At 69.7% G+C, this 14,606-nt stretch carries 12 protein-coding genes and 2 pseudogenes; 8 read left to right on the forward strand and 6 right to left on the reverse strand.

Going from position 1 to position 14,606, the window contains the following annotated elements:
- Positions 1 to 126 precede the first annotated feature (126 nt).
- Positions 127 to 1,260, forward strand: coding sequence for an aminotransferase class I/II-fold pyridoxal phosphate-dependent enzyme (locus NLX86_RS31955; RefSeq protein WP_254375313.1), 1,134 nt, complete (start codon positions 127 to 129; stop codon positions 1,258 to 1,260).
- 69 nt (positions 1,261 to 1,329) lie between these two features.
- Here the strand turns inward: NLX86_RS31955 and NLX86_RS31960 are convergent, their stop codons facing one another.
- The 6 genes and pseudogenes from NLX86_RS31960 to NLX86_RS31985 all read right to left on the reverse strand — a co-directional run.
- Complete coding sequence (locus NLX86_RS31960) at positions 1,330 to 1,545, reverse strand: DUF397 domain-containing protein (protein ID WP_254375314.1); 216 nt, start codon at positions 1,543 to 1,545, stop codon at positions 1,330 to 1,332.
- A pseudogene (locus tag NLX86_RS35215) lies at positions 1,542 to 2,296 on the reverse strand (helix-turn-helix transcriptional regulator). Before NLX86_RS35215 ends, NLX86_RS31960 begins: the two are co-directional and overlap by 4 nt.
- A gap of 309 nt (positions 2,297 to 2,605) precedes the next feature.
- Positions 2,606 to 3,217, reverse strand: a complete 612-nt coding sequence (locus NLX86_RS31970; RefSeq protein ID WP_254375315.1) for a hypothetical protein — start codon at positions 3,215 to 3,217, stop codon at positions 2,606 to 2,608.
- 47 nt (positions 3,218 to 3,264) lie between these two features.
- Entirely contained in the window at positions 3,265 to 4,593 is a 1,329-nt protein-coding gene (gene hisS / locus NLX86_RS31975) for a histidine--tRNA ligase (RefSeq protein ID WP_254375316.1), read from the reverse strand.
- A 576-nt stretch (positions 4,594 to 5,169) separates the two neighbouring features.
- Positions 5,170 to 5,553, reverse strand: a complete 384-nt coding sequence (locus tag NLX86_RS31980; protein WP_254375317.1) for a hypothetical protein — start codon at positions 5,551 to 5,553, stop codon at positions 5,170 to 5,172.
- 439 nt (positions 5,554 to 5,992) lie between these two features.
- A pseudogene (locus NLX86_RS31985) lies at positions 5,993 to 6,163 on the reverse strand (aminotransferase); the annotation flags it as partial.
- Positions 6,164 to 6,923: 760 nt separating this feature from the next.
- Between NLX86_RS31985 and NLX86_RS31990 the strand changes: the two are divergent.
- The 7 genes from NLX86_RS31990 to NLX86_RS32020 all read left to right on the forward strand — a co-directional run bounded on the left by NLX86_RS31990 (position 6,924) and on the right by NLX86_RS32020 (position 14,235).
- On the forward strand, positions 6,924 to 7,517 hold the full coding sequence (locus NLX86_RS31990; protein WP_254375318.1) for a DUF2617 family protein: 594 nt from the start codon (positions 6,924 to 6,926) through the stop codon (positions 7,515 to 7,517).
- A 10-nt stretch (positions 7,518 to 7,527) separates the two neighbouring features.
- Positions 7,528 to 9,135 carry a polyamine aminopropyltransferase gene (locus NLX86_RS31995; RefSeq protein WP_254375319.1) on the forward strand — a complete coding sequence of 536 codons (1,608 nt, stop codon included), beginning with the start codon at positions 7,528 to 7,530 and terminating at the stop codon, positions 9,133 to 9,135.
- A gap of 51 nt (positions 9,136 to 9,186) precedes the next feature.
- On the forward strand, positions 9,187 to 10,077 hold the full coding sequence (locus NLX86_RS32000) for an SRPBCC family protein (protein WP_254375320.1): 891 nt from the start codon (positions 9,187 to 9,189) through the stop codon (positions 10,075 to 10,077).
- A 20-nt stretch (positions 10,078 to 10,097) separates the two neighbouring features.
- On the forward strand, positions 10,098 to 10,892 hold the full coding sequence (locus NLX86_RS32005; RefSeq protein ID WP_254375321.1) for an aldose 1-epimerase: 795 nt from the start codon (positions 10,098 to 10,100) through the stop codon (positions 10,890 to 10,892).
- A gap of 10 nt (positions 10,893 to 10,902) precedes the next feature.
- Complete coding sequence (gene pyrE / locus NLX86_RS32010; protein ID WP_254375322.1) at positions 10,903 to 11,442, forward strand: orotate phosphoribosyltransferase; 540 nt, start codon at positions 10,903 to 10,905, stop codon at positions 11,440 to 11,442.
- A 179-nt stretch (positions 11,443 to 11,621) separates the two neighbouring features.
- A complete protein-coding gene (fbaA, locus tag NLX86_RS32015) occupies positions 11,622 to 12,644 on the forward strand; it encodes a class II fructose-bisphosphate aldolase (RefSeq protein WP_254375323.1) in 1,023 nt (340 codons plus the stop codon).
- A 115-nt stretch (positions 12,645 to 12,759) separates the two neighbouring features.
- The gene (locus tag NLX86_RS32020; protein ID WP_254375324.1) at positions 12,760 to 14,235 is read left to right on the forward strand and encodes an MFS transporter; all 1,476 of its coding nucleotides are present in this window, start codon (positions 12,760 to 12,762) and stop codon (positions 14,233 to 14,235) included.
- Positions 14,236 to 14,606 lie beyond the last annotated feature (371 nt).

Consider the following 14,606-nt stretch of genomic DNA (forward strand, 5'->3'; position numbering starts at 1 on the left):
GGTGAGGGCCGAATCTCCTTGTGGACGGACTCGGGAAAGCGGGACTGCATGGGTACGAGGGGGACGGCTGATGTGCGCGGGGCTGTGGGCTCGGCGGACTGGAGTCCTGCTACGCGGGTGCGGGGCATGGGTACGTCGATCTTCACGGAGATGACGGAGCTTGCGCGGCGCACCGGAGCCGTGAACCTCGGGCAGGGAGTGCCGGAGCTGGACAGCCCGGCCGCGTTGCTCAAGGACGTGGCGGACGCGGTGCTGTCGGGCAGCAACCAGTACCCGCCCGCTGTCGGCTTCCCGGCGCTGCGTGAGGCTGTCGCAGCCCACCAGCTCCGGCGGTACGGACTCGACTACCGGGCCATGGGTGAGGTCCTGGTCACCACGGGCGCGACGGAAGCTCTCGCCGCCGCCCTGTTGGCGCTCTGCGACCCGGGAGACGAGGTGATCGCCTTCGATCCCTGCTACGACGCTTACGCGGCGGATGCCCGGCTCGCCGGTGCCCGTCTCGTCGGCGTCCCCCTGGTCCTCGACGGCGACGGCTTCGCCCTGGACGTGGACGCCCTGCGCGCCGCCGTGACGGACCGCACGCGGGTGCTGTTGCTGAACTCCCCGCACAACCCGACGGGCAAGGTGTTCACGGCGGATGAGCTGGCAGCGATCGCGGCTATCTGCCGCGAGCGGTCGCTGACGGTGGTCACGGACGAGGTGTACGAGCACCTGGTCTACGGCGACGGCGCGCGTCATCTGCCGATCGCGACTCTGCCGGGGATGCGTGAGCGGACACTGATCGTCTCCTCGGCAGGCAAGACCTTCAACGTCACGGGCTGGAAGGTTGGTTGGATCTGCGGCCCGGCTCCGCTCGTCGCGGCCGTGAACTCCGCGAAACAGTTCCTTACCTACGCCTCGGGTACCCCGTACCAGGAGGCCCTGGCGCGGGCCCTCGGCTCGGTGGAGGAGTGGGCCACGGGCCTGCGGGACACCCTGAGAGCGAACCGGGACCTGCTGAGCGAGGGCCTGACCCGTGCCGGGCTGCGTCCCTTCCGGGCCGACGCGGGTTACTTCGTGCAGGCGGACGTACGGCCGTGGGGCTACTCGGACGGTGCCCAGTTCTGCCGGGACCTTCCCGACCGCGCGGGCGTGGTCGCCATCCCCACCTCGGCGTTCTACCTGAGCGCGCAGGCTCCGGCCTGGTTGGTGCGCTTCTCGATCTGCAAGCATGAGGACTCGATCCGCAAGGCCGTTGATCAGATGGCCGGCGCGCGCTGACGCAAGTCGGCCCGCATGGCGACGCCCCCGGATCGTGGCTGAACCGGGGGCGGGGCGACCCGCTCTGGGCTATGCATCGGCGGTGGTGGCGAACTCCACCAGCCCGGCCCACCCTTCGGGGGAGAGCATCAGCACCGGGCCGGTGGGGTTCTTGCTGTCCCGCACGGGGACGACCTGGTGAGTCTTCGCGTAGGCGGGCGACCATTCGACGCACTGCCCGCCTTCGGGCCCGCTGTACGACGACCGGACCCACTCCATGGCCATCGGGTCGATTCCGTCACTCATGTTGTGCGCTCCTTGAACATGTCCTTCATGCGGGCAACCGAAGCATCGGGAGACAGCGCATCGGCCCGCAACCGGTCGTAGGTCTCCTGGGCGGCAGCCACGGTCTTGGCTGTCTCGTACGGGCGTCCCCCCTGCGGCCCCTCCGTGTGGAACACGGTAGGCGCGTCCTGGAACGCCAGCAACGTAAAAGCCGCGCCTGTGGCGGGTGCTCCTGCCGCGAAGGGAAGCAGTCGCAGCGTGACATGGGGCGACTCGGCTTCGCTGATCAGGTGCTCAAGCTGCCGTGCCATGATGTCCGGTCCTCCCACGACAGTCCGAAGGCATGACTCGTGGAGCACGACCCACAGCAACGGGGGGATTCCCGTTCCATGACCTCGTGACGCCGTATCCGGGCTGAGACCCTGCTCTCCATCACGGCCGCACCCTCCCGGGAGTTACCGGCGCGGAAGACGGCGCGCGCGTACTCCTCCGTCTGCAACATGCCCATGATGAACAAGGTCGAGTAGTCGAGGATCTGGGATGCCCGGTGTTCGAGCTGGATGTACGGCGCGAACCAACTGGGGTGGTCGCCTTCGAGGAGGCGGCGGAGTTGGCGGACGAACAGCGTGCCCGTCCCGAACGCCCGGTCGCAGCCCTCGGTGAACTTCTCGCTCGGCACCACCGCCCCGGATTCGACCTTGCTCACGTAGCTCTCCGAGTAGCCCGTGGCGCTGCCCAAGCCCTTCTGCGTGATCTTGCGGGCCGTGCGCACTTGTTTGACGAGGGCGGGCGGCAGTGAACCGGGTGGTGGCCTACGTCGGCCGGTTCGCCGGCCCCTTGTTCATCATCGCTGTCAGTGCTTCGTGCGGCTTCGTGCTCGGCGCGACGCTCGCACGCCCATAAGACTCCGCTCTGGTCGCGGGAGCTCCCAGGAAGACCCCGCCATCCGGTGGGGTGGGGCTCACCCGGCTCCCACGCCGTGGGACCAGAGCGGACACCGAGGCCCCCGTTCCGGCTGGTGCACCCTGGACAGGTCGAGTGCCGGAGCGGGGCCTCCTCATGCCCACTACGTCACCTCGGGCTATTCATCGAGGTACAGCAGCGCCGTGATCGTCTTCTTGCACACGTCGCAGTGCATCGGGGCCTCGATGCTGGCAAGGTCGCACTCGATGGACGTGATGCGGTCCACCAGTCCGGTCGCGACTTCGCCGTTCCACGCCTCGTGCCACCGCTCGGTGTTCTCCTGGAGCCGCGAGACGTAGCCCCGCGTCATCTCGTAGAACGCGCGGACGCCGTGCTCCTTCATGTAGCCCCAGTTGAACTCAAGGCTCCTGAGCACGACGGGGAACGGGTGGAGTGCCTGCGTACGGCCCCAGGTCTCCAGTACGTCCTGGACGTCCAGCCTGGCGGCTCGCTCGTCCAGGACGCTCCAGATCCCGGACTCGTCGTAGTCGCTGAGCACCTGGTCCAGGATGCCCGCGCAGCGGCGGAGGTTCGCCTTCTTCGCTTCGAAGACCCGGGCGGCCTCCGCGCGCGTCCCGTCTGCGGGCTCCTTGCGGGCCTTGGTGATGGCCCGGGTCAGTTCCGTGCTGAGGGCCGCCTCGTCACAGAGGGAGTCCCCGAAGCTGAGCCAGGGGTCCGGAAACCCCCGCTCAGCGGTGACCTCGAAAATACGATCGCCTTGCGTTCCCATCCGCTCCTCCTTGGAACGAGTCGACAGCGGAACGGGTCCGCTGCGCGTCAACTGGATGGTGCGCACCGCCGCGAGAGTTCCGCGGCGGCCTGATCGAACGGGACCTGGACCTGTTCACCGCTCTTCATGTCCCGCAGCGTGACCGTGCCGGCTTCGCGCTCGGCGGCGCCGTAAATCACGCAGAAACGGGCCCCTTGATCACTGGCCCATTTCATCTGCTTGGCGAACTTCCCACTTGACCCGAGATAGACACCTGTGCGGACTCCGGCACGGCGGATCTCGGCCGCGAGGCGGAAGCTGTCGGTCGCCTGCTCCTCGCCCATGATCGTGACGGCCACGTCGATCTGCGAGTAGGCGGTTTCGTCTGCCTGGGAGATCAGAGGCAGGATGCGTTCGATGCCCAGGGAGCCGCCGCACGCGGGGGAGTCCTTGCCTCCGAGCCGGCCAATGAGGCCGTCGTACCGGCCACCGGAAGCGATCGACCCGGGCATGCCCGGCGCGACCACCTCGAAGATGATCCCGGTGTAGTAGTCGAGCCCGCGCACGAGGCTTGGCGCGAATGCGATGCGCTCGGCGGGGATCGCGTCCTTGGTGAGTTCCAGCAGCCGGTCCACCTCGTCCAGCCCGGCCTGGCCGACCTCGCTGGACTTCAGCTCTCCCCTGACACGGGTGACGGCATCGGGGGCGGTGAGGTCATCGACCAAGCCCTGTGCCACCTCCGGAGACAGGCCACGACTGACTACCAGCTCGGTCACGACCGCCTCCGGAGAGAGCTTGTCGAGCTTGTCCAGCGTGATCAGCGCGCCGGAACCGAGATCGTCCGGAACGCCGTACGCCTCAAGCAGTCCGAACAGCGCGTGGCGGGAGTTCACGAGGAAGCGGAACTCGGGAACACCAAGCGCTTCAAGGGCGTCGTGCAGCGCTAGGACGACCTCGGCGTCCGACAGTGGCGACGACGATCCGACGATGTCCAGGTCGCACTGGACGAACTCGCGGAACCGTCCCCTGCCGGGCCGGTCGGCTCGCCACACGGGCGCAATGGCGTACCGCTTGTACGGCGAGGGGAGCTGGCTGCCGTAGGCGGCTGCCGCACGGGCCAGGGGAACCGTGAGGTCGTATCGGAGAGCAAGATCGGCCTCTCCGGTGGCCTCATGCTCGCCGCGTCGGAGAATCTTGAAGATCAGCTTGTCGCCCTCGTCGCCGTACTTGCCGGTGAGCACGTCCAGCCGCTCGAATGCCGGGGTCTGGAGCGGCTGGAAGCCGTAGCGGGCGAACACGGTACGGATGGTCGCGAACGCGCGCTCGCGCCTCTCGAACTCGGCGGCGAGGAAATCGCGGGTTCCGGACGCGGGGTCGAACTGCTTCGAGGTGGCCATGCTCGCCATAGTCCCGGAAGCCAGCGGTCGGGGGCAAAACGCGCGAGTGGTGTCCCGTTCTACTCCACGCGGGCGCGCGATCCCACGCGGCCGGCCGGAGCGGCTTTGGCCGGTGTCCTGTTCGGGTTGGGGTCGGGCATGGTCAGGGGGCCGTACGCTGCCCGGCAACTCGGGCAGGCTTTGCCCCTGCCCGGAATTTGAACGAGTGGCCCCCTGGCCTTGCCCGACGCGGGCCCCGGTGATGACGCTCGATGAAAGCGGCTCTGACCGCGATTGCGTGAATCCCAAGGTCAGCGGTGGGAGCGAAGATCGTTTCTTCGGGGTGTTGTCCTCGGTAACGGCCAACGTGGTCGAGTGCCGACTGCTCTTCCTTCCGTCTGACCGCTTTTTCCCTCCCTGACGACCGGATGAGGGCTTGGGCCTCGGCATACGTGGAGACCTCCTGGACAGGTTGACCAGGGATGATTACCTCGAAGGGCCCATCATTCTCCTGCCCCTCTGTCTCCTGCCTTCCCCACGATTGATCCGACACGGAAGCCTCGCTCTCTTCGGTGGCATATGTCGGGCACGATCGGATCAGAATGGCCCAGGGCTGACTTGCTGACTCCGGGCCGTCTCCATGAAGGCGTAGCGGCGCTCGCGCTTGGTGGGGTCCTGGCCGGCTGCCACGTCGCGCATGATCTGGTGCAGTGCCTCGGTGTAGTCATGCGCGGCTTGAGCCGCCTCATGCGAGCAGACCAGTTCAACGGCTTTTTTCGCCAGCCACAAGGCATGCAAGGTCTCGTCTTCTGGTTCATCCGCAGATGGCAGACCAAGGCTCCTGCGGTCCAGCACCAATTCGACTCGCTGTGCGGCGGCTAGAAATCCCAGGATGGCCTCTTTACGCTCCGCACGCTCCGTTTCCCCTCGGCGTTGCTGATCACGTCGCACCTCATCGCGAGTCGCCAGATGCTGTCCCACAAGAGTGCCCACTGTTCCGAGAAGGACACCGACCAAGGCGAGTACTGTTCCCCCACTCACTCCGTCCACGGCATCCAGGCTGGCCGATTCCGGCGGGCACCGTCCAGAACTTCGTCCTTGTCAGGCATCTCAGGGTGGTGTGTCCCGGTCAGAGGAGGATGCGGGTTCGCAGGAGATTGAAGGACGCGCGTCCGTACATGCTTCTTTTGAGGAGCTTGACCCGACAGACGTGGCCCTCGACGACGCCCGAACTCCAGGGGAGAGTCAGGCCCGTCGGACCCGGTCGACGATCAGCGTGGGCGGCAGAGCGTCGAGCAGTGGCATCCTGGGCGGGTCTTCAGCGACCTGTTCCGCGTATTTCCGCAGGCGGGGGCGATGCTGATGGCACGTCTTCTCCACTGCACGAGACAGGTTCTGCAGCAGGTGCCAACGATCGGCCGCGCGCCGCCGCTTCGGCGATCTCGGGCGGTCCGTCCGTGTCGGGGAAGCCCTGGCCGAGGTTGATCGACCCGGTCCGTACGGCGAGTGCCGACATCTCCGCGAAGATCGTCGTCCCGAACGCCGCGAGGCGGCTGTTGAGCAGCGGGCGCCGTCCTGTTCGTCCTGTCATGGTCGCCATCCTGTGCCGAACCTCTGGAGTTCCTCAAGTGTGCTTTGGCTGTACGCGGCCGAGGGCATCCCCCTGTCACGCGAGAAGCGGGGGACCTCGCTTCGGGGGACGAGAGGCAGGTGGGGGCGATGGGAGTCATCGTTTTCGTGCTGGTTGTGGCGGTCGTGGTGATCACGGGGGTTATGTTCGCGATCGGCCGCTGGGGTGGCGGAAGCGGCAGGGGAAGTGGCAGGGGAAGCAGCCGGGGCAGCAGCTCGGGGAGCGCGAGCACCAGCGGGTCCAACAGCTGGTGGCTCGGCGGCGGTGGGTTCGGCGGTGGCGGCGGTGGCGGCGGGGGCGGTTCGTGCTCGAGCGGCTCGTCGTCCTGCGGGGGCGGCGGCGGTGGATGCGGGGGCGGCGGTTCCAGCTGACACGGGGCAGCTCGGCACCGTTGTGGCACCGTCATATGAAATATGCGCCTGGCGGGTCCCAACTCCCGCCAGACGCTTTCGCGTTGACCGGTCTGTGACCTGCTTTGTTGAACAGTTGAACTGTCGGGCCCCCGAGGGGATGGAAACCCCGTCAAGTTGGGTAATAACGCTGTGAGCGCCGTGCGTTTCATGATTCCCTCGCTTGTGTAGACCAGCAGTCCTCGGACTTCCGTGGACCGGAGTTCTTGTGGACCCGAGCCGGCCGACCCCCTTCACCCGCTGAACACAGTCCGGGAGCCCGGGGCGACCCCCCGGCCCATCCCTCCCTTGCGCGCTAGCGGAGCCGATTCATGCTCACGACCCTCCAGACCAAGTACACCGATACGCGTGCTGCCGACCTTGCCTGGGCCCTGGGCCGGGAGCCGTTGCCTGCCCTCGCCGTGCTCGACCTGCAACTCTCCGGCGCCCGCCTGCAGTTGCGCCTGCTCGGCGCCTCGCACCAGGTGCTTGTGGAGGAGGACCGCGGCTCCTGCTCCGAGACGGTCGCCTGCATGCCGGGCAGCAGCACGCCGCTGCCGCTCGGTGTGGCCAAGCGCGTCGGTGACTGGGAGTACGAGTTCGCCGCCCGCGTCGAGACGCTCTCGCAGGGCTCGTTCGCGGGGCGCGCGCAGGAACTCCTCGCGCTGGTCGCCGACCACCCCAACGGCCTCGCCGGCACGTTTCCCGGTAGTCCGCACGCCTTCACGGCGATGCTGGCGCAGCGGTACGAAGGGCAGGTGCGCTGGCGGACGTGGCACGCGTATCCGCAGGAGGGGCAGCTCGTCGCGACCCGGACGCGCATCGGCCCCGCATGCCCGCCGCGCTCTGACCCGTCGCGCTCTGAAACGGGCCGTGCCCCAATTGCACACGTGTGGGTGACCAATCGAAGCCGGACCGTGACGTAGCGTTCGCCACATGATCGCCCCTTCCCCTACCCGCGGTGGGGAGGCCCCCTGCGCACCCGCTGACCCCGGCGCCCCGGCGCCGGAGCCCGAGGGGGAGGCATACCTTCCCGTACGGCCCGGGGCCGGTCGCTTCCTGGTCCTCACCACCGTCTTCATCTGCGCGGCGTGCGGACTGGTGTACGAGCTCGAACTGCTCGCTCTCGCCTCTTACTTGATCGGCGACTCCGTCACCCAGGCGTCCGTCGTGCTCTCCCTCATGGTCTTCGCGATGGGTGTCGGCTCGCTGCTGGCCAAACGTCTCCGCCTTCGCGCGGCCGTCGGCTTCGGCACGATCGAGGCGGTGCTCGCGCTGACCGGCGGCTGCTCGGCGATGGCCCTGTACGCCACCTTCGCCTGGTTCGGCGAGTCCCGGCCCGCCCTCGTCGGCTTCTCCCTCGCCATCGGTGTCCTCATCGGGGCCGAGATCCCGCTGCTGATGACGCTCATCCAGCGGATCCGCCGGCAGGACGCGGGGGGCGCCGTGGCCGACCTCTTCGCGGCCGACTATGTGGGCGCGCTGGTGGGCGGCCTCGCCTTCCCGTTCCTTCTGCTGCCGCTGCTGGGCCAGTTGACGGGCGCGATGCTCACCGGTGCCGTCAACGCCGCCGCAGGTGGCTCGCTCGTGCTGTGGCTGTTCCGGCACGACCTCACCCGGCGCGCCCGCTGGTGGCTGCTCACCGCGAATGTCACCGTGCTGGCCCTGCTGGCCACGGCCACGGCACTCGCGGACGACTTCGAACGTGCCGCCAGGCGGGCGGTGTACGGGGCCGAGGTGCGGGTCGCCGTGCGGACCGGCGTACAGGAGGTCGTCCTCACCGGCGACCGCGGCGGCAGCCCGCGCTCCCTCGACCTGTACCTCGACGGCCGGCTGCGCGTCAGCGGCCTGGACGAGCACCGCTACCACGAGGCGCTGGTCCACCCCGCGATGGACGGCCCGCACGCGCGTGTGCTGATCCTGGGCGGGGGGGACGGGCTCGCCGCCCGGGAGGTGCTGCACCACCCCGGCGTACGCTCCGTCACCGTCGTCGAGCTCGACCCCGGCGTCGTACGGCTGGCCCGTACCGATCCCGCGCTCTCCGCCCTCAACGGCCACGCCTACCGCGACCCCCGGCTGCGCGTCGTCACCGCCGACGCCTTCACATGGCTGCGGGAGTCCCGGGGAGGCCGCCGGTACGACGTGGTCATCTCCGACCTGCCCGACCCCGGGATCACCCCCAGCACCAAGCTCTACTCGCAGGAGTTCTACGGGGTCGCCGCCCGCGCCCTCACCGCCGACGGCCGGCTCGTGGTGCACGCGGGGCCGCTCTCCACCCGGCCGCGCACCTTCTGGACCGTCGAGTCCACGTTGCGCGCGGCGGGCCTGCGTACCCGTCCCTACCGGGCCACCGGCCGGCTCTCCGGCTTCGCGGCCGGGCCCGACCGGTCCTCCGGTGCGGACGGAGCCCCCCGCGACTGGGGCTTCGTACTGGCCGGCCGGACCCCGACGCGGCTCGCCGTACCCCCCGCGCGCGACACGGAGAGGCTCCGGATGCCCGGGCTGCCGCCCTCGACACTGCTGCACCCCCGATACATGGACTGAATGCGGGCGTTCCCCGTGTTCGAGGGGCGGGCGTGGGTAGGCTCCGTTGTCATGGAGCATGAGGTGTTCGTTCCGCTTCCGCCAGAGACCCTGCGACAGGTGCTGGGAGACCCCGCCCGGGTCGCCCGCTGCATCCCCGGGCTCCAGCAGGACGCCGATGAGGCGTCGGGCCCGCTCTCGGGGCGGCTGAAGGTCCGGGTCGGGGGCCACACCATCACGTACCGCGGTGTGCTGCGGATCGCTGCCCAGGGCGAGGATTTCGCGGTCGAGGGCGAGGGCGCGGAGGCCCGCGGCCATGGCTCGGTCAAGCTGGCCCTGACGATCAGGCCGCGCGCGGCGGAAGCCGGGACGGTCCTCGCGTTCACGGGAACGGTGGGGGGCGACGGCCGCATCAAGGAATTCCCCGCGGAGGCCGCGGAGTCGGCGGCGACACGGCTTCTGGACCGATTCGCGGCGCAGCTGGCGTCGACGGCCGGCGCGATGGCGGAGGCTGAGGCGGATCGTTCTGACGAGGCGGAGGCGGTGGAGGACGACGAAGGCGTGCCAGAGGCCGAGGCGCAGGCTTCCGTGTTCGAGACCGAGGTGCCACCGCCCTCGCTCGATCCGCTGCTCGACGACGTCCAGGACGACATCGCCGACGATATCGACGGCGACGCGGACAGCGACGTGGACCGGGACCTCGACCGCGACCTGAACGACGGTTTCGACGCCTCGCGCGGTGTCCCCGACGAGCTCCCCGCGGAGGCCGCTCACGCCCGCCGCACGATGATCGGCCGCAGCGCGGAAGAGGTCGACCACGCGCCTCCGCGCGGCCGTTACGCGCCGGTGCCCGCGCCTGATTCCGGATCGACGGCCGACACCCTGCGCTGGGTCGCGCCGGCCGCCGCGCTGGTGATCGCCTCGGCGGTCGTCGTCGGCCGGGTGCTGCGCCGCAGGCGCTGACCCACGGCTAGGGTCGTCGCGTGAGCACGCATCAGACGCAATTGACGGCGGGCCGGGCCGAGCTGGTCATCGACCCGGACAACGGCTGCCGCATCAGCAGCCTGCGCATCGACGGCACCGGACTGCTGCGGCAGGGCGCCAAGTACGGCTGCTTCCCGATGGTTCCGTGGTGCGGGCGCATCGAACAGGGGCAGTTCCGCAGCGGCGGAGTGCGCCACCAGCTGCCGCTCAACTCGCCGCCCCACGCCATCCACGGCACGGCCCGGGAGGCCGCGTGGCAGAAGGCCCGCGAGGAGAAGAGCGAGGCTGCGTTCACTTACGACCTGGTGGAGCCCTGGCCGTACCCCGGACGGGTCACCCAGACGTTCGAGCTGACCGAGGACTCCCTCACTCTCGCGCTGGGGATCGAGACGTACGGCGACTCCTTCCCGGCGCAGGCCGGCTGGCACCCGTGGTTCCTGCGGAACCTCGGCGACGGCGGCGAGGATGTACGGATCGACTTCGCGGCGCAGTGGCAGGAGGAGCGGGGCGACGACCACCTCCCCACCGGCCGCCGCATCGAGCCGCAGCCGGGCCCGTGGGACGACTGCTTCGGCATGCCCGACGGCGTGGACGTCACGCTCACCTGGCCGGGCCGGCTGGAGCTGAAGGTGACCAGCCGTGCCGAGTGGGCCGTGATCTACGACGAGCAGGCAGAAGCGGTCTGCGTGGAGCCGCAGTCGGGCCCGCCGAACGGCATCAACACGCTGCCGCAGCTGGTCACGCCGATCGAACCGCTGGAGATCGCGACGACCTGGGCCTGGCGGCGGCTTTAAGCTGACGCCCATGAGTGACGTACGTGGCGAGCTGCTGCAGCAGATCAAGGACAAGGCCGTGGTGCACGGCAAGGTGACCCTTTCTTCGGGTCTTGAGGCCGACTACTACATCGACCTGCGCCGGATCACCCTGGACGGCGAGGCCGCCCCGCTGGTCGGCCAGGTGATGCTCGACGCCACTGCCGATGCCGACTACGACTGTGTGGGTGGCCTCACGCTGGGGGCCGACCCGGTCGCGACCTCGATGCTGCATGCCTCCGCCGCGCGCGGCCGGCGGCTCGACGCGTTCGTCGTACGCAAGACCGGCAAGGCCCACGGCCTCCAGCGCCGGATCGAGGGCACCGACGTCAAGGGCCGCCGCTGCCTGGTCGTCGAGGATGTCTCCACCACCGGCGGCTCGCCGCTGACCGCCGTCGAGGCGGTGCGCGAGGCGGGCGGCGAGGTGGTCGCCGTCGCCGTGATTGTGGAGCGCGGTGCGGCTCCGGCAATCGCTGAGGCCGGGCTTCGGTACTTCAGCGCGTACTCGCTTCAGGAGCTTGGTCTCGCCTGACCTGCGGTTTTGACCCGAGGCGGACTGTTTCACGTGAAACAGTCCGCCTTTGGTCCGTCCAGGGGGGAGTGCGACGGGTGGAGTGTGGTGCAGCATCTGGAAAGATGGGCGCGACAGCGACGTCGCCCCCAGGTCAGGGCCCGCAACGCACGTACCCGCACATCACAAGGAGCGGACAGATGCCCATCGCAACCCCCGAGGTCTACAACGAGATGCTCGACCGGGCGAAGGCAGGCAAGTTCGCCTACCCGGCCATCAACGTCACCTCGACCCAGACCCTGCACGCTGCGCTGCGCGGCTTCGCGGAGGCCGAGAGCGACGGCATCATCCAGATCTCCACCGGTGGTGCGGAGTTCCTGGGCGGTCAGTACTCCAAGGACATGGTGACCGGCGCGGTCGCGCTCGCCGAGTTCGCGCACATCGTCGCCGCGAAGTACCCGGTCACCGTCGCTCTGCACACCGACCACTGCCCCAAGGACAAGCTGGACGGCTACGTACGTCCGCTGCTCGAGGTTTCCGCCGAGCGTGTCGCGAAGGGCCTGAACCCGCTCTTCCAGTCCCACATGTGGGACGGCTCCGCAGAGACCCTCGCGGACAACCTGGCCATCGGCCAGGAGCTGCTCGCCAAGGCCGCCGCCGCGAAGATCATCCTCGAGGTCGAGATCACCCCGACCGGCGGCGAGGAGGACGGCGTCAGCCACGAGATCAACGACGAGCTGTACACCACCGTCGACGACGCGCTGCGCACCGCCGAGGCGCTGGGCCTGGGCGAGAAGGGCCGCTACCTGCTGGCCGCCTCCTTCGGCAACGTCCACGGCGTCTACAAGCCGGGCAACGTCGTCCTCCGTCCCGAGCTGCTGAAGGACCTGCAGCAGGGTGTCGGCGAGAAGTACGGCAAGTCCTCGCCGTTCGACTTCGTCTTCCACGGCGGCTCGGGTTCCTCGGAGGAGGAGATCGCCACCGCGCTGGAGAACGGCGTCGTGAAGATGAACCTCGACACCGACACCCAGTACGCCTTCACCCGCCCGGTCGCGGACCACATGTTCCGCAACTACGACGGCGTTCTGAAGGTCGACGGCGAGGTCGGCAAGAAGAGCACGTACGACCCGCGCAGCTGGGGCAAGCTGGCCGAGGCCGGCATGGCCAAGCGCGTCACCGAGGCCTGCGCGAACCTGCGCTCCACGGGCACCAAGGTGAAGTAAGCAGCGAAGTAGGCAGTGGGGTAAGCAGTGAAGTAAGCACGCCCGCTTCTCACGAAGGGCCCGTCACCCGTCCGCAGGGGTGGCGGGCCCTTCGTGATGCCGGGAGGATCCCGGTATGAGCGACCCCGACATGAGCAGACGTGTGCCGGGGGCCATCCGGGTCGGCGAACCCGTGGGCCGCTGGGTGCTGCTCACCACCGTGCTCGGGTCCTCGATGGCCATGCTCGACTCGACCGTCGTCAATGTCGCCCTGCCCCGCATCGGGCAGGACCTCGACGCGGACCTGGCCGTACTGCAGTGGACCGCCAACGCCTACATGCTCACGCTCGCCGGCCTGATCCTGCTGGGCGGGGCGCTGGGGGACCGGTTCGGGCGGCGGCGGGTGTTCGTCATCGGGGTCGTGTGGTTCGCGGCGGCCTCGCTGCTGTGCGGCCTCGCGCCGAACGCCGGCGTGCTGATCTTCGCGCGCGCTCTGCAGGGCGTCGGCGGGGCGCTGCTCACCCCCGGCTCGCTGGCCCTCATCCAGGCGAGCTTCCATCCCGACGACCGGGCACGGGCGGTCGGGGTGTGGTCGGGGCTCGGCGGGGTCGGAGCGGCGGTCGGGCCGTTCCTGGGCGGCTGGCTGGTGGACGGGCCCGGCTGGCGCTGGGTGTTCCTGCTCAATGTGCCGCTGGCCGCGGTCTGCGTGCCGGTCGCCCTCAGGCGCGTACCGGAATCGCGCGACACGACCGCGCGCGGGCGTTTCGACGTGGCCGGTGCGGCGCTCGGCGCGCTGGCGCTCGCCCTGGTCACGTACGCCCTGATCGACGCCTCGGTGGTGGCGGGCGTCCTGGGCGTACTGCTCTCGGTGGCCTTCGTGTACGTGGAGCGGCGGCGGCCCGAGCCGATGCTGCCGCTGTCGATCTTCGCGTCGCGGCAGTTCACGGCCATCAATCTGGTCACCCTGTGCGTGTACGCGGCCTTCGGCGGGTTCTTCTTCCTCTCCGTGCTCCAGCTCCAGGTGGTGGCGGGGTACTCGGCGCTCGGCGCGGGCACCGCGCTGCTTCCCACCACCCTGCTGATGCTGCTGCTCTCCGGCCGCTCGGGCGAGCTGGGCCAGCGGATCGGGCCGCGCCTCCCGCTCACCGTGGGACCGCTGCTGTGCGCCGCCGGGATGCTGCTGATGATGCGGGTCGGCCAGGACGCCTCGTACGTACGGGACGTGCTGCCCGCGATGCTGGTCCTCGGCCTCGGCATGGTGACCCTGGTCGCGCCGCTTACCGCCACCGTGCTGGCCTCGGTGGATGTCGGGCGGGCCGGGCTGGCCAGCGGGATCAACAACGCCGCGGCGCGCGCGGCCGGCCTGATCGCGGTGGCGGCGCTGCCGCTGCTGTCCGGGATGGGGCCGGAGGCGTACCGGTCGGCGGACGCGTTCGCGTCGGCGTTCCGGGTGGCGATGCCGATCTGCGCGGGGGTGCTCGTGCTGGGGGCGCTGATCGCCTGGGCGACCGTACGGCGGGTCCCGGCGGGGAAGGCGGCCTGCCACCCGGAGTGCCGGGTGCACTGCGCGGTGACGTCTCCACCGCTGGATCCGGGCAGCAATGAGCGCTAGGGGTGTCCGGCGGATCTTGGCCGGGGCCGCGACGCTCCCCCAGCTACCTCCCCCAGCTACCTCCCCCAGCTACCTCCCCCAGCTACCTCCCCCAGCTACCTCCCCCAGCTACCGCTGGGGGTGCCCCCAGGGGGTGCCCCCAGGGGGTGCCCCCAGGAGGTGCCCCCCCCAGGCACGGCACCTCGCTGCGTTGCCGAAACGCCCGAATAGCTCCGCTATTAGGACGCTCCGGCGCCTTGCGCTGCACCGCACCAGACGCCGCGGCCTATCCGTCTCCCGGCCGGCGGACACCCCCTAGCCGCAATACCGGTGATTTAGTGGTTTTTCCGGCGGGTCGGGCTGGTCTTGGTCGGTTCGGTGAGGGTGACGGC

The sequence above is a fragment of the Streptomyces sp. A3M-1-3 genome (assembly GCF_024213665.1).
GTDB lineage: Bacteria > Actinomycetota > Actinomycetes > Streptomycetales > Streptomycetaceae > Streptomyces.

Coding starts and splice junctions, on each gene's coding strand:
- NLX86_RS31955 (WP_254375313.1), top strand. CDS start 127: ATGGGTACGTCGATCTTCACGGAGATGACGGAGCTTGCGCGGCGCACC.
- NLX86_RS31960 (WP_254375314.1), bottom strand. CDS start 1,545: ATGAGTGACGGAATCGACCCGATGGCCATGGAGTGGGTCCGGTCGTCG.
- NLX86_RS31970 (WP_254375315.1), bottom strand. CDS start 3,217: ATGGGAACGCAAGGCGATCGTATTTTCGAGGTCACCGCTGAGCGGGGG.
- hisS (WP_254375316.1), bottom strand. CDS start 4,593: ATGGCCACCTCGAAGCAGTTCGACCCCGCGTCCGGAACCCGCGATTTC.
- NLX86_RS31990 (WP_254375318.1), top strand. CDS start 6,924: ATGCTCACGACCCTCCAGACCAAGTACACCGATACGCGTGCTGCCGAC.
- NLX86_RS31995 (WP_254375319.1), top strand. CDS start 7,528: ATGATCGCCCCTTCCCCTACCCGCGGTGGGGAGGCCCCCTGCGCACCC.
- NLX86_RS32000 (WP_254375320.1), top strand. CDS start 9,187: ATGGAGCATGAGGTGTTCGTTCCGCTTCCGCCAGAGACCCTGCGACAG.
- pyrE (WP_254375322.1), top strand. CDS start 10,903: ATGAGTGACGTACGTGGCGAGCTGCTGCAGCAGATCAAGGACAAGGCC.
- fbaA (WP_254375323.1), top strand. CDS start 11,622: ATGCCCATCGCAACCCCCGAGGTCTACAACGAGATGCTCGACCGGGCG.
- NLX86_RS32020 (WP_254375324.1), top strand. CDS start 12,760: ATGAGCGACCCCGACATGAGCAGACGTGTGCCGGGGGCCATCCGGGTC.